Below are 24,229 nucleotides of genomic sequence, written 5' to 3'. Positions count from 1 at the left end.
GGCCCGGATTCGGGGTCGTGCCTCGCCTTCCGTTCGATCCGGTAACGCTTTTCAAAGCCGACCGTGGCGTCTATCCGTGCGGACCGGTCGTCGCCCCCGGTCCGGCCCGCGGGCCGCGCGGGATCCCTTCGGGCGACTCGCTCGCCGCAGGGGCGGCCGAGGACTGGGCGGCCGAGAACCGGGCGGCCGGGAACCGGCAGCCCCAATCGGGGCCCCGGCCCGCAGACGTCCGCACCTCAGATCCGCCCGCCCGGAGCGCACCATGTCCTCCCCGACCTCGCCCATCCTGAATCTCGACGGCCTCGACCTCGCCGCCCTGCTCTGCTCCCGCGTCTGCCACGACGTGATCAGCCCCGTCGGCGCGATCGTGAACGGGCTCGAGGTCCTGGAGGACGACCAGGACGAATCGATGCGGACCTTCGCCCTGGAGCTGATCGGGAAGAGCGCCCGTCAGGCCTCGGCGCGGCTGAAATTCGCCCGCATCGCCTTCGGGGCCGCCGGCTCGGCCGGCGCCTCGATCGACCTCGCCGACGCCGAGAGCGTGGCCAAGGGCATGTTCTCCGACGACAAGACCAAGCTGACTTGGAGCGCGCCGCAGGCCCTGTTCCCGAAGAACAAGGTCAAGCTCCTGCTCAATCTCGTGATGGTCGCCACCTCGGCGATTCCCCGGGGCGGCCTGATCGACGTCGTCGTCTCCGGCGACGGCGAGGCGCCCACGCTGGTGCTCAAGGCCAAGGGCTCCCATGCCCGCATCCCGCCCCACGTCGAGGAGCTGATGGCCGGCCGGCCCGAGAGCGGCACCGTCGACGCCCACGGCATCCTGCCGTTCTACGCGGGCCTCGTGGCGCGGGCCGCCGCCATGGATGTAAGCTTCGCCATCGAGGGTGATGAAGTGACTATCACCGCCACGCCCGCAGTGATCGACGCGTCCGAAGACCCCGATGGAGAGGCTTCGGACACGGCGCTGGCGTGAAACTCTGAAAAAGGTGCCGCGCGGGGCCGGGATGGAAACGCTTCCCTAACCCCGCGCGAGTAAGTAGGTTGCGCGAGACCTTCTCCGCGTAACGAGTAGCGCCTATGGACGACCTGCTTCGCGAGTTTCTGACCGAGAGCGGGGAGCATCTCGACACGGTCGATGCAGAACTGGTTCGATTCGAGCAGGATCCGAACAACGAGACTATTCTTCGGAATATCTTCCGACTCGTGCACACGATTAAGGGGACCTGCGGGTTCCTCGGTCTCCCGCGGCTCGAAGCCCTGGCGCACGCCGCCGAGACCTTGATGGGCCGCTTCCGCGACGGGCTGCCCGCCACGTCCGATTCCGTCACCCTGATTCTGCTGACGCTGGACCGGCTGAAGGCCATCCTGGCCGATCTGGAAGCCACCGGCACGGAGCCCGCGGGCTCGGACGACGACCTCATCTCCGCCCTCGAGCGCATGGCCGAGGGCTCTCCCGAGCCGGCCGCCGCCCCCCCGCCGCCCGAGCCGGTCCTGCCCGATCCGGTGGTCCGCGAGCTGAAGCCCGGCGAGGTGTCCCTGGACGACCTGGAGGCCGCCTTCCTGGCCGCTCCCGGTCCGGATGAGTCGGATTTCCTCCCGCCGCCGGCCCCAGTGGCCGCCGTCGCGCCCGCCCCGGCGCCCGCCGTCAGCGCGGCGCCCAAGGACGAGAAGAAGCCCGAACCGGCCCGGGCCGAGCCCGTCGAGACCGAGAAGGCCGAGAAAGCCGAGCCGGCGCGCGCCGAGAAGGTCGAGGGCGCCGAGGGCGAGACGACCGCCGCCGCCAAGAACCAGACGATCCGGGTGAACGTCGACACGCTCGAGCACCTGATGACGATGGTCTCGGAGCTGGTGCTGACCCGCAACCAGCTCCTCGAGATCGCCCGCCGGCACGAGGATTCGAGCTACAAGGTCCCGCTGCAGCGCCTGTCGCACGTCACGGCCGAGCTGCAGGAAGGCGTCATGAAGACGCGCATGCAGCCGATCGGCAACGCGTGGCAGAAGCTGCCGCGCGTGGTGCGGGACCTGTCGGCCGAACTCGGCAAGCAGATCGACCTCGTGATGGTCGGCAACGAGACCGAGCTCGACCGGCAGGTCCTCGAGGTCATCAAGGACCCGCTGACCCACATGGTCCGCAACTCGGCCGACCACGGCCTCGAATCGACGGCCGAGCGCGTGGCGGCGGGCAAGCCCGCCCGCGGCACGATCCGGCTCGCCGCCTACCACGAGGGCGGCACGATCACGATCGAGATCGCCGACGACGGCAAGGGCCTGAACCTCGCGGCGATCCGCAAGAAGGCGGCGGAGCGCGGGCTCGCCTCGCAGGCCGATATCGAGCGGATGACCGACGCCCAGGTCGCCAAGTTCATCTTCCACGCCGGCTTCTCGACGGCGGCGGCGGTGACCTCGGTCTCGGGTCGCGGCGTCGGCATGGACGTGGTCAAGACCAACATCGAGACCATCGGCGGCCTGATCGACATCGCCACCACGGCGGGGCGCGGCACCACCTTCACCATCAAGATCCCGCTGACGCTCGCCATCGTGGCCGCCCTGATCGTGCGGGCCGGCGAGCACCGGTTCGCCCTTCCGCAGGTGGCGGTTCTGGAGCTGGTCCGGGTCGATGCCGGCGCGCAGCGGGTCGAGCACATCAACGGCGCGCCGGTGCTGCGCCTGCGCGAGCGGCTGCTGCCGATCGTCTCGCTCACCGGCCTGCTCGGCCAGTCGAGCCCGGGCGCGGAGACGGACCAGGCCGGCTTCGTGGTGGTCGCCCAGGTCGGGCGCGAGCGCTTCGGCATCCTCGTCGACGAGGTCTTCCACACGGAGGAGATCGTCGTGAAGCCGATGTCGGTGAAGCTGCGGCACATCCCGATGTTTGCCGGCAACACGATCCTCGGCGACGGCGCCGTGGTGCTGATCGTCGATCCCAACGGCGTGGCCCGCCAGGTGGCGCAGGGCGTCCAGGGCAGCGGCGGCCACATCGACGCCGACGCCGACGAGGCGGTCGAGATGGCCGACACCAAGACCACGCTCCTCGTGTTCAAGGGCGGCCAGGGCAGCTTCAAGGCGGTGCCGCTGTCGCTGGTCACCCGCCTCGAGGAGATCGAGTGCGCCAAGGTCGAGTGGCTCGGCGGCCGCGCGCTGATCCAGTACCGCGGGCGGCTGATGCCGCTGGTCCCGGCCGACGCGGCGATCACCATCAAGTCGGAGGGGACGCAGGCCCTGGTGGTGTTCTCCGACGGCGAGCGCGCCATGGGTCTCGTGGTCGACGAGATCGTCGACATCGTCGAGGAGCGCCTGGACATCGAGATCGCGGCGGACCGGTCGGACCTGATCGGCTCGGCGGTTCTGCGGGGCCGGGCGACCGACATCATCAACATCGCCCACTTCCTGCCGCTGGCCTACGACGACTGGGCGCGCGGCCTGAAGCGGCCCGAGCAGATCTCCACGATCCTGCTGGTCGACGACTCGGCCTTCTTCCGCGACATGCTGAGCCCGGTGCTCAAGGCCGCGGGCTACCAGGTGGTCACGGCGGCGAGCGCCGAGGCGGCGCTGTCCGCGCTCCAGGCCGATCCGCAGATCGAGGTGGTGGTCACCGACCTGGAGATGCCGGGCCGCAGCGGCTTCGACCTCGTCGCCGCCATGCGGCGGGCCGAGCCGCGCCTCGCCGGACTCCCGGTGATCGGCCTCACCGGGGCGATCGGCGCCGACGCGGTGGAGAAGGCGCGGGCGCTGGCGATCAGTGACCTCGTGGCGAAGTTCGACCGCAGCGGCCTGATCTCGGCGCTGGCCGAGATCGGCGCCGCCACGGTGTCGAAAGCCGCCTGAGCCTCCGCGCCGCCCGCCCCAGGGCGATCGACCCAGGCCGATCGCTAAGAGCCGATCGTGACGATCGCGACGAACGAATCCGGAGAGTTCCGATGCAGGCTGCCAACGCCAACACCAGCGGCGCCCCCACCAACGGCGTCGAGACCGGCGCCACCGACGACTTCGTCACGGTCTATGTCGGCGAGACGCTGTTCGGCCTGGCGATCGAGCGGGTCCACGACGTCTTCGTCCCGTCGGGCGTGACGCCGGTTCCCCTGGCGCCGGCCGAGATCGTCGGCCTCCTGAACCTGCGCGGCCGGGTCGTGACGGCCATGAGCCTGCGCCGGCGCCTGGGCCTGCCCGACGCGGAGGCCGAGGCGGACGGCACCAAGGCCAGCCCGAAGATGGCGATCGGCCTGGAGCAGGCCGGCGAGACCTTCGCGCTGGTGGTCGACGGCGTCGGCGAGGTGCTCAAGCTCGGCGCCGACAGCCGCGAGGCGGTGCCGATCAACCTGGATCCGCGCTTCCGCGGCCTCGCGACCTGCGTCCACCGCCTCGACGGGCGGCTCCTGGTGATCCTCGACGTGGACGCGCTCCTCGGCTTCACGCCCGCCGGCGCCAAGGCGGCTTGAGGGAGAGGTCGATGAAGGCGCCCCACGAGACCACCTGCCTGGTGGTGGACGATTCCGCGGTGATCCGGAAGGTCGCCCGACGGATCATCGAGGATCTCGGCATGAACGTCAGCGAGGCCGAGGACGGCAGCGCCGCCCTCGAAGCCTGCGCGGCCAGCATGCCCGACGCGATCCTGCTCGACTGGAACATGCCGAACATGGACGGCTACGCGTTCCTCCAGGCCCTGCGCCAGAGCGAGGGCGGAGGGGTGCCGAAGGTCCTGTTCTGCACCACCGAGAACGACGTCGGGGCGATCGCCCGCGCCCTCCGGGCGGGGGCCGACGAGTACATCATGAAGCCCTTCGACCGCGACATCCTGACGGCCAAGCTCGAACAGGTCGGACTCGTCGCCGACGCGGCCTGATCGCCTGCTCCCTGACCCGCGGCCCGAGCCCCGCGACCCTGCACCCGAGGCAATCATCATGGCCCTGAGTCCCGCGGTCGCCCCGCTGCGTAGGCCGCCAACCCAGAGCACGACCTCATCGGCCACGGCGATCCGTGTCCTGGTAGCCGACGACTCGGCCGTGGTGCGCGGCCTCGTGGCCCGCTGGATCGGCGAGGCCGGGTTCGAGCTCGTCGGCACGGCCTCGAACGGCCGGATCGCGCTCGAGCTGATGGCCAAGCACGACCCGGACGTGGTCCTGCTCGACATCGAGATGCCGGAACTCGACGGCACGACCGCGCTGCCGCGCATGCTCGCCATGAGCCCGAGCGTGCAGGTCGTGATGATGTCGACGCTGACGACGCGCAACGCCGACATCTCGCTGAAATGCCTCGCCCTCGGCGCGGTGGACTACATCGCCAAGCCGGAGAGCAGCCGCGGCGTCACCACCTCGGACACGTTCCGGGTCGAGCTGATCGAGCGCGTCCGCGTGTTCGGCTCCGCGCGCGCGCGGAACCGGCGCCCGGCCGCCGCGCCCGCCGGCCACACCCCGGGGCACCACGCCGCGCCCGCGCCGGTGGCCGTGCCGGCGGCGGCGGTGCATCCGGCGCCGGCCGCGGCGCGCCCGGCGACCCCCTTCACCCTCCGGCCCAAGGTCCGCAACCGGACCCAGCCCCGGGCCCTGCTGATCGGCTCCTCCACGGGCGGGCCGCGGGCCGTGGGCGAGATGCTGGAAGGCATCGGCGCGGCCGCCCTGCGGCGCCTGCCGATCCTGATCGTCCAGCACATGCCGCCGATCTTCACGGCGGTCTTCGCCGAGCACTTGGCCACCCGCACCGGGCTCCCGGCGGCCGAGGGCAAGGCCGAGGAGCGGGTCGAGCCGGGCCGCATCTACGTGGCCCCCGGCGGCCGCCACATGGGGCTGGCCGCCGGGGCCGGCGGCCCGATCATCAAGCTCACCGACGGCCCGCCGGTGAATTTCTGCCGCCCCGCGGTCGACGTCCTGTTCAAGGACGCGGCGGTGGTGTTCGGCGCCGCCACCGCGACCGTGATCCTCACCGGCATGGGCTCGGACGGGACCAACGGCGCCCGGGCGCTCACCGAGGCCGGCGGCCCGGTCCTCGCCCAGGACGAGGCCACCAGCACGGTCTGGGGCATGCCGGGCAGCGTCGCGCGGGCCGGGCTCGCCGAGGCCGTGCTGCCGTTGCCCGAACTCGCGACGGCGCTGCGCGCCCTGATCACGGGGCAGCCGGCATGACCGAACTCGAGTTCGAATTCTTGCGCACCTTCCTGAAGCAGCGCTCCGGCCTCGCGCTGACGGCGGAGAAGCGCTACCTCGTGGAGAGTCGGCTGACCCCGGTCTGCCGCCGCTTCGGCCTCGCCAGCCTCGGCGACCTGATCGGCACCCTCAAGCTCGCCCAGAACAGCACGATCGAGCGGGCCGTGGTCGAGGCCATGACCACGAACGAGACCTTCTTCTTCCGCGACCGGATCCCCTTCGACCTGTTCCGCGACACGCTCCTGCCGGACGTGCTGGCGCGCAATGCCGGCCGCCGCCGGTTGCGGATCTGGTGCGCGGCGGCCTCCACCGGGCAGGAGCCGTACTCGCTGGCCATGCTCCTCCAGGAGGCGGCGCCGCGGCTCGCCGGCTGGCAGGTGGAGATCGTCGCCACCGACCTGTCGACCGAGGTGATCGAGAAGGCCAAGCTCGGGCTGTACAGCCATTTCGAGGTCCAGCGCGGCCTGCCGGTGCAGTGGCTGATCAAGTACTTCACCCAGGTCGGCGAGCAGTGGCAGATCGCCCAGAGCCTGCGCAGCATGGTGGATTACCGGCAGCTCAACCTGCTGCACAGCTTCGCCTCGCTGGGCCAGTTCGACGTGATCTACTGCCGCAACGTGCTGATCTACTTCGACGCGCCGACCAAGTCGGACGTCCTGGCGCGGCTCGCGGCGCAGCTCGCCCCCGGAGGGGCGCTCCTGCTGGGCGCCGCCGAGACGGTGATCGGCCTGACCGACCGGCTGTCGCCGAACCCGAAGCACCGCGGACTCTACGGCCACGCCGAGGCCGCGGCGCGCCCGGCCGAATCGGCGCCACTGCGCATGGCCGCGAGCCTCTGAGCGGCGCGATCGGGGTTCCCGGTCGCGCCCCGCCGCGGGGTCGCCGCCGCGCTCGGCCCCGCGGCGGGGATCGCGGCGAGTCCGGAAACGCGGCTTTAAGAATCGCGTGGGTAATTTGCACACGGACCCGCCGCCGGGCGAATCCGGCGCATCCGTGACCCGAGCCCCGTCATGAGTACCCTCACGTCCACCGCGGCAGCACAGCTCTCCGCGCAGCGATGGTCGCCGCCGCCGTCGCCCAAGACCCAGATGTCCGACACGATCAGCAGCGCGCTGTCGGCCGGCACGATCAGCAGCACCGACGCGACGGCGCTCACGAGCGCCCTGAGCAGCATCGATTCGAGCCTGTCGTCGGGCAGCTCCGCCTCGGGCAGCACCGCGACCCGGTCCGAGCTCGACCCGTCCTCCATGAAGGGCCGGATCGACGGCCTGATCGCCGATCAGGTCAGCAGCGGCAGCCTCACCGCCGACCAGGCCACGGAGCTGAAGAACCTGTTCGCCAGCCACGGCCAGAGCACCCAGAGCGCCGACGCCACCGGCGAAGGCACCGGCGACGGGACTGGCGGCGTCGCCGGTCCGGACGGCCCGCCGCCCGGGCCGCCGCCTGGGGACGCCGCGGGCAGCGCCGGGAGCGGGACGTCGGCCTTTGCCTCGGCCTCGACGTCGACCACCTCGGCGGTGCGGGCGACGAACGACCTGCTGTCCACCTTCATCCAGCGACTCCAGAGCAGCCAGTCGGGCAGCGCCGGCTACGGGGCGAGCGGCACCGCCAACAGCGGCACCGTCTCGGCGCTTCTGGTCGACTTCCGCAGCTGAGGCCGCGGCCCGTCCCGGCGAGGGGCCGGGACGGGCCGGCGGGCCTCCCGCCCGGCGCATCGCCCGCCTGCGCGCGGCCGGGGTCGACCCCGGCCGCGCGACGCGGCATCACAGCGTCGGACAGGGTTGGGAGAGACGGCATGGCGGCAGGATCGGGGACCGGATTGCCCAAGGTCGCGTTCATCGGCACGGGCGGGACGATCTCGTCCCTCGGCCGCGACGCCCTCGACATCCTCGACTACACCGCCACCGACCGGCGCCTCGAGGCCGGCGCGATCCTGGACGCCGTCCCGGAACTCGCGACGGTCGCCGCGGTGGTGCCGGTGCCGTTCCGGGCGGTCCCGAGCCCGGCGATCGGGTTCGCCGAGTGGCGCGACCTCGTCCGCCTGTGCGAGCGCCTCGCGGCCGAGCACCCGGATCTCGCCGGCATCGTCATCGGGCACGGCACCGCCACCCTGGAGGAGACCGCCTACGCCCTCAGCCTCACCCTGACGGTGGATCTGCCGGTGGTGCTGGTCGGCTCGCAGCGGCCGATGAGCGCCCTCTCCACGGATGCCAAGCTGAACCTCGTGGCGGCCGTGCGCACGGCCGCGGCGCCGGCCTCCCGCGGGCGCGGCGTGCTGGTGGTGCTCAACGACGAGATCCAGGCGGCGCGCGAGGTGACCAAGACCTCGGTGGCGCGGCTCCAGACCTTCCGGACCCCGGATTTCGGCGTGCTCGGCCACGTCGACGGCGAGTCCGTCCGGTACTACCGCCGCTCCGAGCGGGCGCACGCGCCGGGCACGCCGTTCGACATCCGGACGCTGTCGGCGCTGCCGCGGGTCGACGTCGCCTACGGATACGCCGATGCCGACGGCACCGCGGTCCGGGCCTTCGTGGCCGCCGGCGCGCGCGGCCTCGTCGCGGCCGGTCTCGCCCCGGGCATGACCCCGCCCGCCGAGGCCGAGGCCCTGGAGGCGGCGGCCGCCACCGGGATCGTGGTGGTGATGTCGACCCGGGCCGGCAGCGGCGTGGTCCCGCTCACCACCCGGCTGCGCAGCCGCGGCATTCTCAGCGCCGACAACCTCACCCCGCAGAAGGCCCGGATCCTGCTCGCCCTGGCGCTGACCGTCACGGCGGAGCCCGGGGCGGTGGCGCGGCTGTTCGCGACCTACTAGGCGCCGTTCCCGATCGTGTTGCAACGGTTTGGAAGGATGACGACTCGCGTCGAGGCCGCCGCGCCATCCCGCCGCCCCATGCCCACTCTCCCGCATGGGAGAGGGGACCCGCGTCTCTTTCGGCAAGGGCTCGGCGATCGCCCCCGTCCCGACCCGATCGGGACTGGTGCCGGGGCGATGCGCCGGCGGGACCGCGGTCGGGGCGCGCACCTGTCTTGCCGGCGGGACCCGTCCGCAGGGACCAGAGATTCATGCCGCTGATCGACCCCGCCCGCTCGCTCCTCCTCGTCATCGACGTTCAGGTCCGGCTGATACCGACGATCGCCGAGGGGGCCGGGGTCGTCGCCAACGCGGGGCGCCTCACCGCCGCCGCGCGGCTGCTCGACGTCCCGGTCCTGGTCACCGAGCAGAATGCCGGCGGCCTCGGGCCGACCGTGCCTGCCCTGGCGCCCGAGCCCGGGACGGCCTTCCCGAAGATGAGCTTCGGCGCGACCCGGACCCCCGGCTTCCTGGAGCGCCTGCCCGCGGATCGCGACCTCGTGGTCAGCGGCTGCGAGGCGCATGTCTGCGTGCTGCAGACGGTTCTCGGACTGCGCGAGTCCGGTCGCCGCGTCGCCGTGGTGGCCGACGCCGTGGGCTCGCGGCGGATCGGGAACCGGGACGCCGCGCTCGCCCGGATGGCGGCCCACGGCGCCGAGATCGTCACCACCGAGATGGTGGTGTTCGAGTGGCTCGGCACGGCGCGGCACAGGCGGTTCCGCGACGTCGTCGGGCTCATCAAGTAGGCGCCGCGGCGGAGCGCACCTCAGGAGCCGTCGAGGGCCGCGCGCGTCTGCGGGTCGGGCCCGATATCGTCGGTGCCGGTCATGCCCAGCACCTCGATCAGGCGGGTCCGGGCGCGGCTGACCCGGCTCTTGATCGTGCCCACCGCGACGCCGCAGATGGCCGCGGCCTCCTCGTAGGTGAAGCTCTGGGCTCCGACGAGAACCAGCGCCTCGCGCTGGGCCGGCGGCAGGCGGTTCAGCGCGCTCTGGAACTGCGCCATCTCCATCCGGATCTCCTGCTCGGGGAGGGCGGTCAGGCGCCCGGCATGGACGCCGTCGGCATCCTCCACCTCGCGCTTGCGCTTGCGCTGCTCCGAGTAGAACAGGTTCCGCAGGATCGTGAACAGCCACGCCGTCAGGTTGGTCCCGCGGCGGAAGCTGGCGGCGTTGATCCAGGCGCGCACCAGCGTGTCTTGCACGAGGTCGTCCGAGCGGTCGAGGTCGTAGGTCAGCGAGAACGCGAAGGCCCGCAGCGCCGGGATCGCCCCCAGCAGGAGGTCGCGCATCTCGGCGTCGGCGCCCTGAGGAGCCGGACCGGACCCGCTCCCCGCGGGAGCGGCTTGCAGCATCAGGGTCATCGCGAGGCCTCCGTGTCGGAGTGGGCGGCGAGCTCGTCGAGCAGCGTCCGGAGCCGGTCAGGGATCGGCAGGGCCAGGACGCCGGCATAGTGCAGGCGCAGGCCGCGCCCGATCCGGTCCCGCGCCCCGTCGTCGATCGGCCGGCCGGGCCCGCCGTCCCGCCGTGCCGGACGGGGCTCCGGATCCGGCGCCGAGTCCGGCACCGGGCGTGACGCGGCCGCGGCGACCGTTCCGGCCGCGTCCGCCGCACCGGCGGAGCCCGGAATCCCTGGATCGTCCTCGGTCCCTGACATGGTCGCGCCCCCGGTCGTGCGCGATGCGGCCCCGCGGGGCCCGGCGGTCCGCCGGACCGTTGTCCCCATCGGTTCGGCGAAGACGCGTCACATCGCCTTCGGGCAGCGCTGGTAGGCGCGGTGGATTTAATCGGTTCTGAACTCCGCATTCATCAAATTTTAATCCTGAAATAGCCCAGCTTGCGCCAGATTTAATCCTTATAATCTCAGATACAATTCAGAAATACTTATGTTTAGCTTGGCTGTGGTGACAGTTGTCCGGCCAGCCTGAACGGGCGATGAGCGGGGCGAACCGCGCCAGGGCCAGTCGAACGGCGGACGGCGAGCGCGCGGACCCGGAAATTCGAGCGGCCACGCTCGCTTTTCTAACCTACCTTGTAGGACGGGCGCGCGGATTGCTGTCTACTTGCCTCATGACACATGCTGGTTATCAGTATCTGCAGTATGTCATCACTGCCAGGGCGCCGAGCGGCGTCATTCAGCAGACCAGAACCCGGGCTGCCAGCGCGGTCGTACTCGCGAAAGCTTGGCTCGCGGCGGGTCACGCCGATGTCCGGATCGTGGATCCCCTCGGCAAAGCGCTCCACCCCGAAGGCTACCGCACGGCGATCATGAAGGGCGGAAGAGCCTACCGCTGACGGCCGCCGCGCGCGGGTCGCGCGCCGTCCCGCACCGGCGGACGGGACCGCTCAGAGCTTCACGCCCTCGAGATAGCCGCGGTTCCAGGTGGGGCTGATCAGGATCTCGTTGACGCAGACGGACGCCGGCAGGCGGGCGACGAACAGAATCGTCTCGGCGAGATCCTCCGCCTGCAGCATGCGCCTGCGATCCTCCGCGGTGACCGGAACCGGCCGCTTGTCGAGGAGGGGCGTCGCGACCTCGCCGGGGCAGATGCAGCAGGACCGGATGCCGTGCCCGCACTCCTCCTGGTTCAGGCTCTCCGAGAGCGCCACGAGCCCGTGCTTGGCGGCGGAATAGGCCGGCCCCGTCAGCTTGGAGACGTAGCGGCCGGCCCAGGAGGCGACGTGGATGATCAGGCCGCCCCGCTGCGCCCGCATGGTCGGCAGCACCGCCCGCGCCGCGTAGAAGGGGCCGTTGAGATTGACGCCGACCACGGCGTCGATGCCGGCCGGCGTGATCTCGCTCCAGCCGCGCTGCGGCACGTTGAGGCCCGCCGAGTTCACCAGCAGGTCGCAGCGCTGCCACGCGGCGTGAACCGCCTCCCAGGCGCGCTGCACGTCGTCGGCGACGCCCATGTCGGCAGGGGCGACCAGCGCCTCGCCGCCCGCCGCGCGGACGAGCTCCGCGGTGCGCGCGAGGGCCTCCTGACCCCGTCCCGTGAGCGCGAGCCGCATCCCGGCCCGCGCCAGCGCCACGGCGGCCGCCTGCCCGATGCCGGATCCGGCCCCCGTCACCCAGGCGACCTGCCCTTCGAGTGCGCGCATCATGGTGTTCGGCTCCGTCCCTACGGCTTGGCGACGAGCGGGCAGCCGCCGTCGGCCAAGGGGCGGAAGGCCTGCTCGGCGGGGATCGTGTCGAGGAGCGTGTAGAGGTCCCACGGGCCCTTCGACTCGGACGGCGCCTTCACCGCGAACAGGTACATCGGGTGGATCTTGCGCCCGTCCGCCCGGACAACGCCCTTGCCGAACAGCGGGTCATCGGTCGGGTTGGCCTTCATCCAGGCCATGGTCTTCTGCGGGTCCGTCGACGTCGTCGCCGCCACGGCCTTCAGGTAGTGCAGGAGCCCGGCATAGACGCCCGCATGGTTCATCGTCGGCATGCTGTTGCCGTTGCGCGGGTAGAAGCGCTCCGAGAAGGCCCGCGTCTCCGGGTTGAGATCCCAGTAGAACGACTCGGTCAGCACCAGTCCCTGCGCGGTCTGCAGGCCGATCGCGTGGACGTCGACGGCGTAGATCAGCAGGGCGGCGAGTTTCTGGCCGCTGTCGGTCAGCCCGAACTCGTGCGCCTGCTTGACCGCGTTGACCGTGTCGCCGCCCGCATTAGCCAGACCCACCACCTTCGCGCCCGAGGCCTGCGCCTGCAGGAGGAACGAGGAGAAGTCCGTGGCGGGGAACGGGACCCGGGCGGCGCCCAGCACCCGCCCGCCGCCCGTGTCGATCACGGCCTTCGCCTCGTTCTGCAGGGAGAGGCCGAACGCGTAGTCGGCGGTGAGGAAGTACCACGTGTCGCCGCCGCGCTTGAGCATGGCGCCGGCCGTGCCGTGCGCGAGGGCGTAGGTGTCGTAGGTCCACTGGATCGTGTTCGGCGAGCATTGCTTGCCGGTCAGCTCCGTGGTGCCGGCCCCCGAGTCGATGAAGATCTTGTTCTTCTCGCGGGTGACCTGGCTCACCGCCAGCGCCACCGAGGAGGTCGGCACGTCGAGGATCGCGTCCACGCCGTCGCGGTCGTACCACTGGCGGGCGACGGCGGCGCCGACGTCGGGCTTGTTCTGGTGATCGGCCGAGACGATCTCGACCTGCACGTCCGGGTTGGCCTTGGCGAAATCCTCGACCGCCATCTGCGCGGCGACGACGGAGCCCTTGCCGCCGGTATCGGCGTAGACGCCCGACATGTCGTTGAGGACGCCGACCTTGACGCGGATCGGCGCGGCGGCGGCCTGTCCGGCGAGCACGGCGATGCCGATCGCGACCGAGAGGACGCAGCTCCGGATCAACGCCATGGCAGACCGTCCTCCGCGGCAGTTTCTGTCTTTCGGCCAGGAGGGCACGCTGGCATCCCAGCGTCAAGCGCCGGTCCGCGACCGGGTCCGGGGCCGGCGAGACAGGCCGGGGGCGGATGTGTCGCGCCGGTGACGCGGCCTCCGGCCGGCCGCGCGGGCGGACCTGCCGCAGTCGGCGGCACCGCGATGACCCGTGGCGGCCCGCTGCGGCCCGACCGCGACCGTGGCCCGGTCTCGAGCTCAGCGGTAGACGGTGCAGCTGTCGACGTCCCCGCTCGGCAGGAACTCGCAGTTGGTGACCGGCGGGATGATCCCGTCGTCCGTCAGGGTCGAGACGGCCGCCTCGCTGATTGGCGGCGAGGTCAGCATCACCGTGCCGAACGCCAGGCTGGCGGCGGCGAACGCGAGAATGAACAGCAGCACGTTGCGCCGGAGCGCGGGGAGCAGGGCGGTGGCCATGGATGTCCTCCCGAGCGGCGCAGCGTCTGCGCCGGCGGAGAGGCTAGGCTCCGAGGGTTCGGGGCGCGTCCCCCGAACAGGGGAGGGACGCGTGAACTCACGCGACCCCGATCGAAGGTTCGCCGGCCGGCGACCGCCGCGACGCTCGGGGCGGTCGCGCCCGAACGCTCACCGGGGACTCCACGCCCGCCCACCAGGGTCTTGAGGGGGTCACCAAGTCGCGGGCGTGGAGGTCGATCACCGTCGACCGCTCAGCTGTGGCGCCGATCCGACACGCTCGCTGTATCGTCTTGTAACATCGGCCGCCGCCCACGCGTTCGTGGGGGCCGCACCACCGGCGGCAATCCACGCCCGCCCACTCCGGACGGAGATGCTGCTAAGCGGGCGTGGACGGCCGGCGGGGGCTTAGGCCACCGACAAGCTCGGCCCTAGCCGACGCGCATTGCCGGATGATGTCCGCGCCGCGTGCAGAGCCGGGGCGGCCGGCGGAAGGCCAGCGAGACGCCGCCACCGCTATCCCCTGGCGCCCGGCCGGGACGTGAGGACCTCGGGAGGCGAAGACAGGTTTCGGCACTCGAATTCCGTGGTGCCGGCGGAGGGGATCGAACCCCCGACCTTCGGTTTACAAAACTGACGAAGAACCATCTCGCCGCCTAACACAGGCTCACCACGAATGGTGTTTGCGAACAGTTGTGAACGTTTGTTTTCCCAGCAGTGTTGGCTAGTGTTGATCACGGGGCCTAACAGGTCCAAGCGCGCCTTCGATGTTCCCCTGAATGCAGAGGCTGCTCAGCGGGGGGGGCGTGAGGGCCGCAAGTTTTTTACCGACGATCCCGAGCCGGTAACAAACGAGGGAGCGGCGATAGGAAACGAAGGCACGTTGGAACATCCGGCCAAGAGCGCGGAGCCCGCCGCTTCTTATCTTCTTACCGTTTTCACAGGCGTAAGGGTTCAGGGAACGAGTGGTCCGTCCCAGTGCTGAGGCGGGAGGCGGCTGAGTGATCGGATCGACCAGACGCCGGACAAACGGGACATCTGTCCGGATTGTGCTAGTTGTCCGCATTCTCCGGCTACGAGGCTCAGGCGGCTTTGTCGTCGACCACCGGCACGGCGAAGAACTTGAACGGGTCCTCGACCACCCCACCCTGCGTATCCATCGCGTCGGCACAGTGCTGGCTCTCGATCGGCGTCGAAGGTCGAGACGAGAAGGTGGCGGCAGGCGCCTCTAGGCTTGCGGCTCTGATTTGCTTTTCGATTTCGCCCCCATGGGTCGAATGGCAGAACATCCAAGGCTCGCCATCCTTCTCGATCGTCACGTAGGCCATGAGCATCTCCTGCGGTTCGGCAGGGACAACGCAGCAGGATGCGATTGGGCAGCGTGGGATCGTCGCGGTGACATCACCAAAAATCTTCGCCGATCAGCGTGCCACTGCGGTCGAAGGTGCCGCGCCAGCCTCTATCAGGCAGGCGAACGGTCACTAGCGTTTGGCCGGTATCCTCACTGCAACCGGCTTTGATCCGAGCATCGACCTGGCCTTGACGTTCCATGCGCTTCAGGTCCGTCGCACTCACACCGAGACACAACGCCAGTTCGCGGGGGTCGACGATCCAATCGCCCTGATGTCCGAAGGTGAGCCTCATGGGGCAGCCGTTCATCAGTTCGGCAGCGGTAGCGAGGTAGCGAGTGAAAATGGCGCGCCTTAGCTTGAGGCGGGCCGTGGCGCTTACCCGATGATCAACCGGATCAGCAGGCACGCCACTGCCGAGCCCACGAGTGCGATGCCGAGCAGGTATGGGCTGGGAAGCTGATCGCCCGAGTTGACGTTTTCACCCCACCGATGAGCCGGCTTGTTGGCCGCCGTGCCGCTTGCCGAGGTAGTGTTCACGTCTGGATAGATGTGCGCGCTCATGGCGAACTCCCTCCCCTGGATAAGCCGGCGGAAAATTATTCGCCCGCCGGCTGCGCGGTGCAGCTCTGCATCCGCGCAGGGAAACTGATTTCTGAACTGGGGTATATTTGCATAACTGTGTGAGTCTGGATATAACAAATTATCGCAGTTCATAACTACGTCTGATGGTGAGGTGTCAGGCAAAATTTATACAGATCCGGCAGCAACTTGCCGCGTCGCATCATGTAATCCATCGTTCTAGCTACGCAGTGATTGAGGCGTAGCCGCATCATAACCAATCCTCTTCGACGAGACGCCCTGCTTCGGTTGAAGGTCGCGACCGATCTCGCCCGAGCGGTGGAGACCACACCCCGCCAGCGCGGCCAGACCATGAGCGAGTTCACGCGCAAGTGCCTGCGCGCGCATCTCGCCCGTCACAGTGTTCGGCTCAGCCCGGATGACGATCCTCGCACCCCGCCGGCCGCTCCCGCTCTCGCTCGTGCAGCCTGAAGGAGACTGGCATGACCCCTCAGTACGTCAACGTGCGGCGCAACCGTCCCGACGGTACCGTTGCGCCGCACGTTAGCTTTGGCCGCAGCCGTGCTGACTTGCGGCCGCCGCCTGAGGCTGGGCCCTCAGACCTCAGCGCAGATCTTCGCCGAGGGTGAGCATGCGCGACGTGAGTGCGATGCCTTGTTGGCGAACCATGAGGACTTGCTGCCGCGAGGCTCTACCGAGGATGTTGTGGATCTCGATACGCGCATCGAGTCGGCCCGGATCCAGATGCTGCAGGCCAACACGCAGCACGCTGCCGCCTTGACTGCCGAGGTTGAGGCCCAGGCCAGGCCCGAGGCCGAGCAGAAGCGTCGCAAGGATCTGCACCGCAAGGCCATGAAGGCTTCTGCCGAGGTCGACAGGCTGGTGGCCGATTGCGTCACTGAGGCGCAGCGTCTCGTGCCGCTGCTCGAGAAGATCCGCGAGCGAGCGACGCTGATCGAGGCCGCCAACTTCGCCGTGCCCGACAGCGCTGAGCTAGTGCCACCCGGCGAGCCCCGCTGCAGCTGAAACGGCGAGCCTGACCGGCCGCACAACTCGATCGCCAGCCGCGTGAAGCTACCCGCCCTCGGCAACGACGCCGGCTTCATCTGTGGCGAAGTCGCCGCCCCGCTTCCCTACAGGATCGTCCATGAACCGTTCCGAGGTCGAAGTCGGCACCGCCTGGACCCGTCGCGCCCTTCGCAAGCCTGGGCCAGTGATACCTAGCGAAAGCCCACCCAGGCCGAGCGCATCGCTGCTTGGTCGGCTCGGTGGCGCGATGCCGATGGCAGCAGCACTCAGACTCGCTCGACCGTCGAGCGGACTCGGCGCGACCTGAACACGCCCGGCTCAGCCTCCCCGGTCGGCGCTGAGCGGTATGCGGCCGATGGCTCCCGCTGGAAGCGCCTGGCCTGACACGAGATCGCGTGGGTCAGATCCGCAAGGGCCTCCTTCACCCACGCCATTAAGGGCGATGCAGTCAGCACAACAGCGGAAAGCCAGCCTGTTCCTCACGCCCATGGCCATAGTGAGGAATGCCAAGGCCGGCGGGACTGCACTCCCTGACCAAGCAGGGGCTTTCGGAGATCGCGGCGGAGGGTCGCCCCGCTGCGACCTCCTTCGAGATCAGGACATGATCATGCCAGTCGGCACTCAGTGGATGGAGGAAGACCCGTCACTCCGCGGCGTGCAGTTGCACAGCCTCGTCGCCCTGATGCTGTCGCGGCTCGCAGGGGATGAACTGGCTCACCGTCCAGAACAGGGCGACAGCACCGACAGCTGTAGCGCTGCCAGCGAACGGGCTCACCGCAATAGCGGTTAGCACACCGTGGTTCAGCATCAGCACGAAGCAGACGCAACCGCCGAGCATGGCGGCGATCGACGCACGGATGATGCAGCACTCGGATGCTTGCATGGCGATCTCCTTCTGCACGTTGCAACCTGTGCGTGCAGTGATGGATCCCAGCCTTGACGCGGAAGAGTACTGAGGCGTGACTCGCTGATCACCGCCCAGGGATTGTGTCCGGTCAGAGGTGCCCCCGGTCGCGTCCCCGGGTCGTTGTTTCGGGTGGTCAAGCCTGAGGGGCCGCCCGAGCAAAGCTTCCGTCTAGGTGCAAAGTCCCAAAACTATGCAACGCGTAATTTGCAACTCACGCAATATGGCAACAACCGAGACCACAGCCGCCTTTGCCCGCGGTCACCGCGTGAACCGTTCGACGGTCGGCCGCTGGGAAGCCAAGGGCAGTCCTGTGCTGACGGTGGATGATCTCGTGAACCTCGAGGCGTCGGAGCAGTTGCTAGGCGGTCGGGCGGAAACCTTCCGGGGCGGCAAGGCCAAGGGGCCGCGCGCGCAGAAGGTTGAGGCGAGAAGCCGACCCAAAACTGGATGCTCCCGCTGCCCAAGATCCGCTGGCGCTCGCGCACTCCAGCGTCGTTGAGGTCATCCGGGCGATCGGTCCCTACGCGGCCCGGATGGCTGTGGAGCTCGGCATGCCGTTGGAGGTGGTCTACTTGCTCGATCAGGCCGTTGCCGTCGAGGCTGATCTCGCTGCAACTCGCTTCCTAGTTCAGCACGGTCACGCTGAGATGTCCAACGGCTACGCCGTTAGGGCGCTTCTCACGTCGAGGCGCTGGCGAAAGGACTGAACAAGGTCGAAGGCGCTGCCTGCTCTACGGGACAGGCCGCGCAGACCGTTCCCCAATCCTGCATTGGCTATGGTGGATGTCACGAGCCTCGGCACGGGCGTGGCGGTGGCCGGCGTCGTGAACGCGCTGCGCAACTTGGGGGGCCAGCTTGTCGAGCCTCGGGCAGCTCGGCCGCGAAACCGGAAAGACCGCGGACCAACTGCGGGTGTTCGCGTGCGTAAGGGCATGCACGACATCGGCGATGAGCTAGGCAAGATTGATTGGGAAGCCGCTGGCCAGAACGCCGAGCAGATGCTGACGAGCACGACGATGCAGGTGAAGCCGCTGGCCGAGAGCGTGAAGGAAATCGCGGCGGCGATCAATAGCTTCAACGAGGGTAAGCCGGCTGAGGCGCTGCGGAACCTCGACGGGGGCAGCGAGCCCGCTCGCGCGGCGTCTCGCCCCGATGCGGGGTGACCACGAGATCAACGCCCAGGAGAACGTCGACCGACTGCGCAAGCTGCGGGACGTATCGAAGGAAGCGTCTCAGCATCTCATCGGCCGTACGCAGCAACGCATGGGGCTGCTCGACACACTGGAGGTTGTAGAGAAGAAGCTGGCCGACGCCGAAGCGGAGCTGAGCCGCCTCAAGGCTCGCACGCCGAAGCAGCGTCAGAAGGACTACGACCAATCGACAGAGCGGCTGGGCAAATCGATCGATGGCCTGTCGAGCAGCTGAAGACCCGGCAGAACGCCGCGAATCTGAACTTGGGCTTGAAGGCTGATGGATTGTTCGGTCAAGCTCGGATCTAGGCGGCCTCACTTGGCGGCGCCAGGATCTTCGGTGGCCCTGGTGGCGCCGGCCCGATCTTCGAGTTTCAGCGTGAGGCAGCACGCGAAGCGTTCCAGCGCTACTTGATGAAGAAGGTCCCGGGCGACGATGGGGCCATGGTGCCGACCGGGGCGCACGGGTGGATCTCAGGGTTCGGTGGCAGCGGTGGCTCGCAACGTCTGCCGAGCATCGGCGAGGCGGCAGCGAACCGCCCAGCGGCTACACCGGCAATGACGGGCGCCGGCGCCGCCGACCGCCGCATATCCACGTCCGGCGGCGAGAACGTCGCCTCGTGGATGGAGTTTTATCGTCGCCCCACCGACCAGGGCGGCATGGGCTACACGGAGCAGGCCCGCGGCCGGATTGCCATGATGCAGGGGGAGGCGAGGTTGAACTTGAGCCCGGCTGCAAAGGGTGACCATGACCGTAGTGGGATGCCCCACGCATTCGGCACCGTTCAGTGGATCGATGCCAAGGGCAATCAGCGACTCCCCCAGCTTCGCGCGTTGAGCGCCGAGATGGGCAAGGACTGGACGGATCGCTCGGTGCAGCAGGAGATGTACCGCCGCGAGATGATGGGAGCCTTTTGCTGGGTCTGCGATCGCATCCGCGGCGCGCAAACCGGTGAGCAGTCGCTGTGGACCGGCATAATCGGGTACGAGAACCCGCGCGAGCACAACCTCGCCTACGGGATCCGAAAGCCCTCCTCGACCGACTGCGTTGGCAGGGCGTCGAGCCGCCGACGGCTCGCACGTTGGGCCTGCCCCGCTCAGATGTGGGCCAAGTCGACGGCGAAGGCTGGGCAGCTAGGGAGAAGGTCCGACGAGCTTTCGAGACGATGCAGAAGGACGAGGGCCGCCTTGATGCCTTTGCCTTCCGTGCCGGCGTCATGGCGGACCCAAGATCGAGAACAACGGTAGCCTCGGCGTCGTCGTGCAGCGACCAGGCCGGACACGACCGTCCGTACCTCGGCTTCCGGCAACCTATTCAAAGATGTAGTGCTTCAGCGAGGTTGGACGATGGCTCCGGCCGCGGACACCTTAGATTTTCGGGGGAACGCAGCGGATCGCGGAACGTATCCTTCAGCAACGGAGGCTTTCCCCATGATGCAGGCTGACACCCCGATGCCGGGAGAAGATCCCGGCACTTTGATCGAGGATCCCTCCCGCCTGGATGAGATCGAGCCGTCGCCAAAGCCCTCCGTGCCAGAAGAGGACGATCCCGAAGTCAAGGACACGGAGATTCAGCCAACTTGAGCGGCTGAGGATCGGGATCCGCCCGCCCGACTATCCAGTGCGGGCGGCTTCGTGACCTACCTGAGTGCCCCGACGCCAATCCCGGTTAGCAGCTCAACTTACGACCTTCGGCCATCCCAACCTTCCGGTAGTGTTCCAGTCCGGACTTGATTGCTCGACCTATGACCGCCCGGCGCACGTCCGGATTGCAGCGCAGATACTCCTCCTCGTTGAAAGCGTAGTCGCCACGCCCGCCCCGCGAGCCTCGGTCATAGTCCCGATCATAATCGCGGCGATCACGATCTCCGTAGCCTCGATCGCCATATCCGCGATCTCCGTAGCCTCTGTCGCGGGAGCCATAGTCGCCGCGGTCGTAACCATAGTCGCGCCCGCCGTAGGATTGCCCAAAAGCCGGAGCTACGCCGCTGAGTAGCGCCATGCCGAGGACGGTCGTCGAGATCACCTTCATATCGCGTTCCTTGCCGTTGAGAGTCTGAAACGCATTTAGCGGAGGGTAGTTCGCTGCGAGCCACTATGCCTGCCGCCAGGGTCACGTTCTCGACCGCCGGCACCCTGTTCCGCGACGTAGTGCAGAACCATGGACGGCAGATGGCTGAGGCTGGTGGGTAATCGGGCGGTTACCTACTGCTTAGGTTCTGCGTAATCCGAACCCTCTGCACTAAAAAATTTTCCGTTGAGGTCGCGTCGATCAGATATATACCACTTCCAGTTGCATCAGTCGATTGGAAGAGGGGCAGCGCGTCCGATGCCACAAGCCATCCTTGCACGCGAGCAACCAAGCGAGTGGATACCCAGAAGCAGTCTGGGTCTTCTGCTTCTTGCGCCCGGCGCGCTGCTATGGGTCTCAATAGTCCTCTGCATGCTCCCAATCACGGTGCTGGCATTTCCTGCAGAATGGATGTTCAAGAACAAGCCACAACTTCATGCGAACGCGGTCATGACACTTGTCTGCATGGGGGCGGCCAACGTGGTGATTACTCCTGCGAGTGTGATTTACATTTTTTGTGCCTAGGCGCGCCGGCGCGACGGCTGCTCGTAGCAGGAACGAAGCTTGCGGATCTCGATTGGATACACTGATTACGCGGTGAATTATGGCTCAGACCGAGGCAATTCCGGTTCAAGATCAATCTATGCGACGGTGGATGGACCACATCCTCACGATGATCATGGTCGCAGGCGGCGTGGCGACAGTGGCGTGGATCGCTGCGATGTTAGTGGCTGGCTGGCAAATGGCCGTAGTGCTGCTGGCCCTGAGCTCAGTCTGACGGTCCCCCATAAGGGTTGCCGCGAGTGACTTCAGGTAATCTCTTCCGCGACGTGGTGCAGAACCACGGGCGCCAAATGGCGAGAGCTGAGTAGGTCAGCCTCCACCGCCACCACCTCCACCTGTTCCGGGTCCGCCGAGATTGCCGTCCTTGTTCGGCGTGTTCCAATGGATGATGCCGTCACCAGACGGCTGGAGCACCGTGGCCGGTGGCCTAGAAAAGCCGAGTTGCAGCGCTTCGATCCTTGCACGAGGAGCCGCTCTATGAATCCGCCTGCGCTGCGCGTCAGCTGCAGTGCTCACGCTGATCATAAGCGCGACCATGAACCATCTGATCAGCGCGGCGCTCATGATCATCCCGCGTCGTGCAGAGTGCACTTCCCGGGAGTGAGGGCTGTGCGCATGGCGGCAGGATAGCTGAGCCACCGGCGCCGGCAATCTGAGGCCCTACCGACGCCGTGGAGCGCTCATATCGATCTCGGGCGTATGGACGATCGTCACGCCGTCTTCGAAGCGTGAGCCGGTCGGAACGAGCATCACATCGAAGGTGCAGGCCGGCTTGGCGAGAGCGGGGAGCCCGTTGCACGGGCCGATCAGCTTCTCAGCAATCGTCCCCGTCGTCGCTCCGCCGAGCCCGGAGGCATCCAACCTTAGCTGCTGGCCGCTCACCTTGGCCTCGCAGATGAACCCTCCAGGTCCGGGGTCGACGCATCGGATCCCAAGGACGGCGACTGCCTCGCCTCGATGCCCCTTGGGGTCGGCGAGCGGCTGGTTGACGCTCACCGCCACCTTTCCTGCCGCCAGCGTCGGGCCGGCAGCGACGATGAGAGCGGGGACGGCGAGAACCGTGCGCATGGTGGCAGGGACCTTTCGGTATGAAGCAGCAAGAGACTATAGGTTGCTCGGAGGCAGCTGAGAGCCAGCGGCATAAGGAAGATACATGCGGACCAATCGGCTCACTTCGTAGTATAAAATATCTGAATTCATGTCGCCGACAGTAAGTATTTTCGTGTCGATCGGGTAATAAAAGTACTGCACATACGGTGTATCAGCATATATCCCAGGCCTGAGAGGCGGCAGCCGAATGGATCTTTTGCAACCATGATTCTGTAACGCTTCGACATGCTGGATTTTGACAAAATATTCCGAAATTGAAATCTGATTATCCGGCGCATTTTTGGTTCAATCTGGTTCGTATCCTGCGGCGGAGAAGAAATTGGCGCACTCATCGGGTGTGATCGTGTCGATGAGCCGGCCGATGACCGACCATAGTCCTTCGGCCGTGCGCTCGGCTGCCTTACGCAGCAGCGCCTTGAGCTTGGAGAAGGCCATCTTGATCGGGTTGAAGTCGGGCGCGTAGGGCGGCAGGAACAGCAACCGCGCGCCAGCGGCTTCGATTGCCGCGCGGACGGCTGGCCCCTTGTGGCTGCCGAGGTTGTCCATGACGACGACGTCGCCGGGGGCGAGTTCGGGCACGAGCACACGCTCGACGTAAGTCTGGAAGGCGTCGCGATTGGTCGGCCCGTCCAGCACGAACGGTGCAGCGATCCCGGACAGACGTAGGCCCGCACGAAGGTGGTGGTCTTCCAGTGGCCATGCGGCACAGGGGACCGCAGCCGCTCCCCGCGTGGTGAGCGTCCGCGGGTGCAGGCTATGTTGGTCAGGTCCAGGTCTCGTCGAGGAGCACGAGGCGGCCGGAGGCGAGGTCGAGCTGGCTTTCAAATCACGCCTCGCGGGTGGCCTTCACGTCCGGGCGGTCCTGCTCCGTGGCGTGAGCTGTTTCTTTTTGTAGGTCAGGCCGCGCCCGTCGAGGAACGCCCACAGCGTGCCCAGCCCAACCGTGAGGTCTTGCTCATCCTTCAGGTGGACCGGCATCTCCTCAGGGTGATGTCGTCTCTCCCGGCGATCAGGGTCCGCAGGAACGTTTCGTGCCGGTCGAGCTTGGAGCGGCGAGCCCGCCCCTGCGGACGGGCCGCCACCGTCCCGGTCGTCGTCAGGGCGGTCATCGAGCGGATCGCCGTGGCCACGCCGACCCCGAAGCGCGCGGTCGCCTGTCGACGCGACGTCGTTCCGGCCGCGTCAACGACGCGTTCGCGTAGGTCTTGGTTGTAGGGTCGACCCGTGCCGCGCTCCTCATCTGGAGCGCGCAGTGAGTCCGCCCCACACCAACGCGTGAACCCCAAACGCACGACTCAGCTCAAACCGAAAACGCTGTAGCGGTGTATAATCTCATATTGACCTTTGTTTGCGGGAACTGCTGCCATCAGCTTTGCTGATTCAAGCTAATCTTGAGGTCTGGTGGCAGGATTGCGATCTATGGCTGCCGCCAATTATTCATATTCTAACATATATACGAAATCTGACGGGGTAAATCCAGCAGACGTCCTGCTTCTCGCTGCCTCCTGCGCATTCTTCAAAGTTTCAATCTGCTGCGTTGCAGAAAGCATCTCGGTGCTAACCCCGGTCGGGCTTGCTTTCCGCTTTTGAGTTCTCTTCAAGAAATCGATGATTGCACTGCGGAATTCATAGCAGGCAACAATCGGCCAA

General features: G+C 68.0%; 28 protein-coding genes, 1 tRNA gene and 1 pseudogene. 16 read left to right on the top strand and 14 right to left on the bottom strand.

All coding sequences use genetic code 11. The features are described from left to right. Nucleotides 1-262: 262 nt before the first annotated feature. The 9 genes from chpT (at nt 263) to LOK46_RS21310 (ending at nt 9,731) form a co-directional block, all read left to right on the top strand. Nucleotides 263-973 (top strand): histidine phosphotransferase ChpT, encoded by a 711-nt coding sequence (gene chpT, locus LOK46_RS21350; protein ID WP_273560415.1) that lies wholly within the window; start codon nt 263-265, stop codon nt 971-973. 104 nt (nt 974-1,077) lie between these two features. Next, nucleotides 1,078-3,822, top strand: coding sequence for a hybrid sensor histidine kinase/response regulator (locus LOK46_RS21345; protein ID WP_273560414.1), 2,745 nt, complete (start codon nt 1,078-1,080; stop codon nt 3,820-3,822). Nucleotides 3,823-3,914: 92 nt separating this feature from the next. Continuing rightward, complete coding sequence (locus tag LOK46_RS21340) at nt 3,915-4,433, top strand: chemotaxis protein CheW (RefSeq protein ID WP_273560413.1); 519 nt, start codon at nt 3,915-3,917, stop codon at nt 4,431-4,433. An 11-nt stretch (nt 4,434-4,444) separates the two neighbouring features. Continuing rightward, entirely contained in the window at nt 4,445-4,837 is a 393-nt protein-coding gene (locus LOK46_RS21335; protein WP_043352407.1) for a response regulator, read from the top strand. Nucleotides 4,838-4,895: 58 nt separating this feature from the next. Next, a complete protein-coding gene (gene cheB, locus LOK46_RS21330) occupies nt 4,896-6,113 on the top strand; it encodes a chemotaxis-specific protein-glutamate methyltransferase CheB (protein WP_273560412.1) in 1,218 nt (405 codons plus the stop codon). Next, on the top strand, nt 6,110-6,973 hold the full coding sequence (locus LOK46_RS21325) for a CheR family methyltransferase (RefSeq protein ID WP_273560411.1): 864 nt from the start codon (nt 6,110-6,112) through the stop codon (nt 6,971-6,973). The genes cheB and LOK46_RS21325 overlap by 4 nt, the downstream gene beginning before the upstream one ends. Before the next feature lie 171 nt (nt 6,974-7,144). Beyond that, nucleotides 7,145-7,789, top strand: a complete 645-nt coding sequence (locus LOK46_RS21320; protein ID WP_273560410.1) for a hypothetical protein — start codon at nt 7,145-7,147, stop codon at nt 7,787-7,789. Between the two features lie 140 nt (nt 7,790-7,929). Next, nucleotides 7,930-8,946 (top strand): asparaginase, encoded by a 1,017-nt coding sequence (locus tag LOK46_RS21315; protein WP_273560409.1) that lies wholly within the window; start codon nt 7,930-7,932, stop codon nt 8,944-8,946. A 251-nt stretch (nt 8,947-9,197) separates the two neighbouring features. Then, on the top strand, nt 9,198-9,731 hold the full coding sequence (locus LOK46_RS21310) for an isochorismatase family protein (protein ID WP_273560408.1): 534 nt from the start codon (nt 9,198-9,200) through the stop codon (nt 9,729-9,731). 20 nt (nt 9,732-9,751) lie between these two features. Here LOK46_RS21310 and LOK46_RS21305 read toward each other — a convergent pair whose 3' ends face one another. Next, nucleotides 9,752-10,348, bottom strand: a complete 597-nt coding sequence (locus LOK46_RS21305; protein ID WP_273560407.1) for a sigma-70 family RNA polymerase sigma factor — start codon at nt 10,346-10,348, stop codon at nt 9,752-9,754. Further along, the gene (locus LOK46_RS21300; protein WP_273560406.1) at nt 10,345-10,641 is read right to left on the bottom strand and encodes a NepR family anti-sigma factor; all 297 of its coding nucleotides are present in this window, start codon (nt 10,639-10,641) and stop codon (nt 10,345-10,347) included. Before LOK46_RS21300 ends, LOK46_RS21305 begins: the two co-directional genes overlap by 4 nt. A 278-nt stretch (nt 10,642-10,919) precedes the next feature. Here LOK46_RS21300 and LOK46_RS21295 point away from each other — a divergent pair, with 278 nt between their 5' ends. Next, the gene (locus LOK46_RS21295; protein WP_273560405.1) at nt 10,920-11,279 is read left to right on the top strand and encodes a hypothetical protein; all 360 of its coding nucleotides are present in this window, start codon (nt 10,920-10,922) and stop codon (nt 11,277-11,279) included. Nucleotides 11,280-11,330: 51 nt separating this feature from the next. Here the strand turns inward: LOK46_RS21295 and LOK46_RS21290 are convergent, their stop codons facing one another. From LOK46_RS21290 to LOK46_RS21260, 7 genes are all read right to left on the bottom strand, one after another. After that, complete coding sequence (locus tag LOK46_RS21290) at nt 11,331-12,089, bottom strand: SDR family oxidoreductase (RefSeq protein ID WP_273560404.1); 759 nt, start codon at nt 12,087-12,089, stop codon at nt 11,331-11,333. Between the two features lie 17 nt (nt 12,090-12,106). Beyond that, nucleotides 12,107-13,321 (bottom strand): ABC transporter substrate-binding protein, encoded by a 1,215-nt coding sequence (locus tag LOK46_RS21285; protein WP_273560403.1) that lies wholly within the window; start codon nt 13,319-13,321, stop codon nt 12,107-12,109. A gap of 240 nt (nt 13,322-13,561) precedes the next feature. Next, complete coding sequence (locus LOK46_RS21280; protein ID WP_273560402.1) at nt 13,562-13,780, bottom strand: hypothetical protein; 219 nt, start codon at nt 13,778-13,780, stop codon at nt 13,562-13,564. A 584-nt stretch (nt 13,781-14,364) separates the two neighbouring features. Beyond that, nucleotides 14,365-14,434 (bottom strand) — tRNA-Thr (locus LOK46_RS21275). A 425-nt stretch (nt 14,435-14,859) separates the two neighbouring features. Next, nucleotides 14,860-15,105 carry a hypothetical protein gene (locus tag LOK46_RS21270; RefSeq protein ID WP_273560401.1) on the bottom strand — a complete coding sequence of 82 codons (246 nt, stop codon included), beginning with the start codon at nt 15,103-15,105 and terminating at the stop codon, nt 14,860-14,862. 73 nt (nt 15,106-15,178) lie between these two features. Further along, nucleotides 15,179-15,421, bottom strand: coding sequence for a DUF6522 family protein (locus LOK46_RS21265; protein WP_273560400.1), 243 nt, complete (start codon nt 15,419-15,421; stop codon nt 15,179-15,181). Between the two features lie 83 nt (nt 15,422-15,504). After that, nucleotides 15,505-15,690 (bottom strand): hypothetical protein, encoded by a 186-nt coding sequence (locus LOK46_RS21260; RefSeq protein WP_273560399.1) that lies wholly within the window; start codon nt 15,688-15,690, stop codon nt 15,505-15,507. Between the two features lie 723 nt (nt 15,691-16,413). On the opposite strand from LOK46_RS21260, the gene LOK46_RS21255 reads away from it, so the two are divergent. After that, on the top strand, nt 16,414-16,734 hold the full coding sequence (locus LOK46_RS21255; RefSeq protein WP_273560398.1) for a hypothetical protein: 321 nt from the start codon (nt 16,414-16,416) through the stop codon (nt 16,732-16,734). Nucleotides 16,735-17,380: 646 nt separating this feature from the next. Here the strand turns inward: LOK46_RS21255 and LOK46_RS21250 are convergent. Further along, nucleotides 17,381-17,638, bottom strand: a complete 258-nt coding sequence (locus tag LOK46_RS21250) for a hypothetical protein (RefSeq protein WP_273560397.1) — start codon at nt 17,636-17,638, stop codon at nt 17,381-17,383. A gap of 938 nt (nt 17,639-18,576) precedes the next feature. Here LOK46_RS21250 and LOK46_RS21245 point away from each other — a divergent pair. The 4 genes from LOK46_RS21245 (at nt 18,577) to LOK46_RS21230 (ending at nt 20,418) form a co-directional block, all read left to right on the top strand. Then, nucleotides 18,577-18,807 carry a hypothetical protein gene (locus tag LOK46_RS21245; RefSeq protein ID WP_273560396.1) on the top strand — a complete coding sequence of 77 codons (231 nt, stop codon included), beginning with the start codon at nt 18,577-18,579 and terminating at the stop codon, nt 18,805-18,807. Continuing rightward, nucleotides 18,797-19,069: a hypothetical protein gene (locus tag LOK46_RS21240; RefSeq protein WP_273560395.1), complete on the top strand. Its 273-nt coding sequence runs from the start codon at nt 18,797-18,799 to the stop codon at nt 19,067-19,069. Before LOK46_RS21245 ends, LOK46_RS21240 begins: the two co-directional genes overlap by 11 nt. Nucleotides 19,070-19,248: 179 nt before the next feature. Then, a complete protein-coding gene (locus LOK46_RS21235) occupies nt 19,249-20,082 on the top strand; it encodes a hypothetical protein (protein ID WP_273560394.1) in 834 nt (277 codons plus the stop codon). A gap of 183 nt (nt 20,083-20,265) precedes the next feature. Next, nucleotides 20,266-20,418, top strand: coding sequence for a hypothetical protein (locus tag LOK46_RS21230; RefSeq protein ID WP_273560393.1), 153 nt, complete (start codon nt 20,266-20,268; stop codon nt 20,416-20,418). An 85-nt stretch (nt 20,419-20,503) separates the two neighbouring features. On the opposite strand, the gene LOK46_RS21225 is transcribed toward LOK46_RS21230, so the two are convergent. Then, nucleotides 20,504-20,866, bottom strand: a complete 363-nt coding sequence (locus LOK46_RS21225; RefSeq protein ID WP_273560392.1) for a hypothetical protein — start codon at nt 20,864-20,866, stop codon at nt 20,504-20,506. A 694-nt stretch (nt 20,867-21,560) separates the two neighbouring features. Between LOK46_RS21225 and LOK46_RS21220 the strand changes: the two genes are divergently transcribed. Further along, nucleotides 21,561-21,683 (top strand): hypothetical protein, encoded by a 123-nt coding sequence (locus LOK46_RS21220; protein WP_273560391.1) that lies wholly within the window; start codon nt 21,561-21,563, stop codon nt 21,681-21,683. Nucleotides 21,684-21,778: 95 nt separating this feature from the next. On the opposite strand, the gene LOK46_RS21215 is transcribed toward LOK46_RS21220, so the two are convergent. The 3 genes and pseudogenes from LOK46_RS21215 to LOK46_RS21205 all read right to left on the bottom strand — a co-directional run bounded on the left by LOK46_RS21215 (nt 21,779) and on the right by LOK46_RS21205 (nt 23,832). Beyond that, entirely contained in the window at nt 21,779-22,033 is a 255-nt protein-coding gene (locus LOK46_RS21215) for a hypothetical protein (RefSeq protein WP_273560390.1), read from the bottom strand. Between the two features lie 96 nt (nt 22,034-22,129). Further along, nucleotides 22,130-22,537 (bottom strand): hypothetical protein, encoded by a 408-nt coding sequence (locus LOK46_RS21210; RefSeq protein ID WP_273560389.1) that lies wholly within the window; start codon nt 22,535-22,537, stop codon nt 22,130-22,132. Nucleotides 22,538-22,864: 327 nt separating this feature from the next. Further along, nucleotides 22,865-23,832 (bottom strand): annotated as a pseudogene (locus tag LOK46_RS21205) (IS630 family transposase). Between the last annotated feature and the right edge of the window lie 397 nt (nt 23,833-24,229).

It is taken from the genome of Methylobacterium sp. NMS14P (assembly GCF_028583545.1).
Classification (GTDB): domain Bacteria; phylum Pseudomonadota; class Alphaproteobacteria; order Rhizobiales; family Beijerinckiaceae; genus Methylobacterium.
Note: the sequence above shows the minus strand (reverse complement) of the source record. Positions and strands in the feature narration are given on the sequence as shown.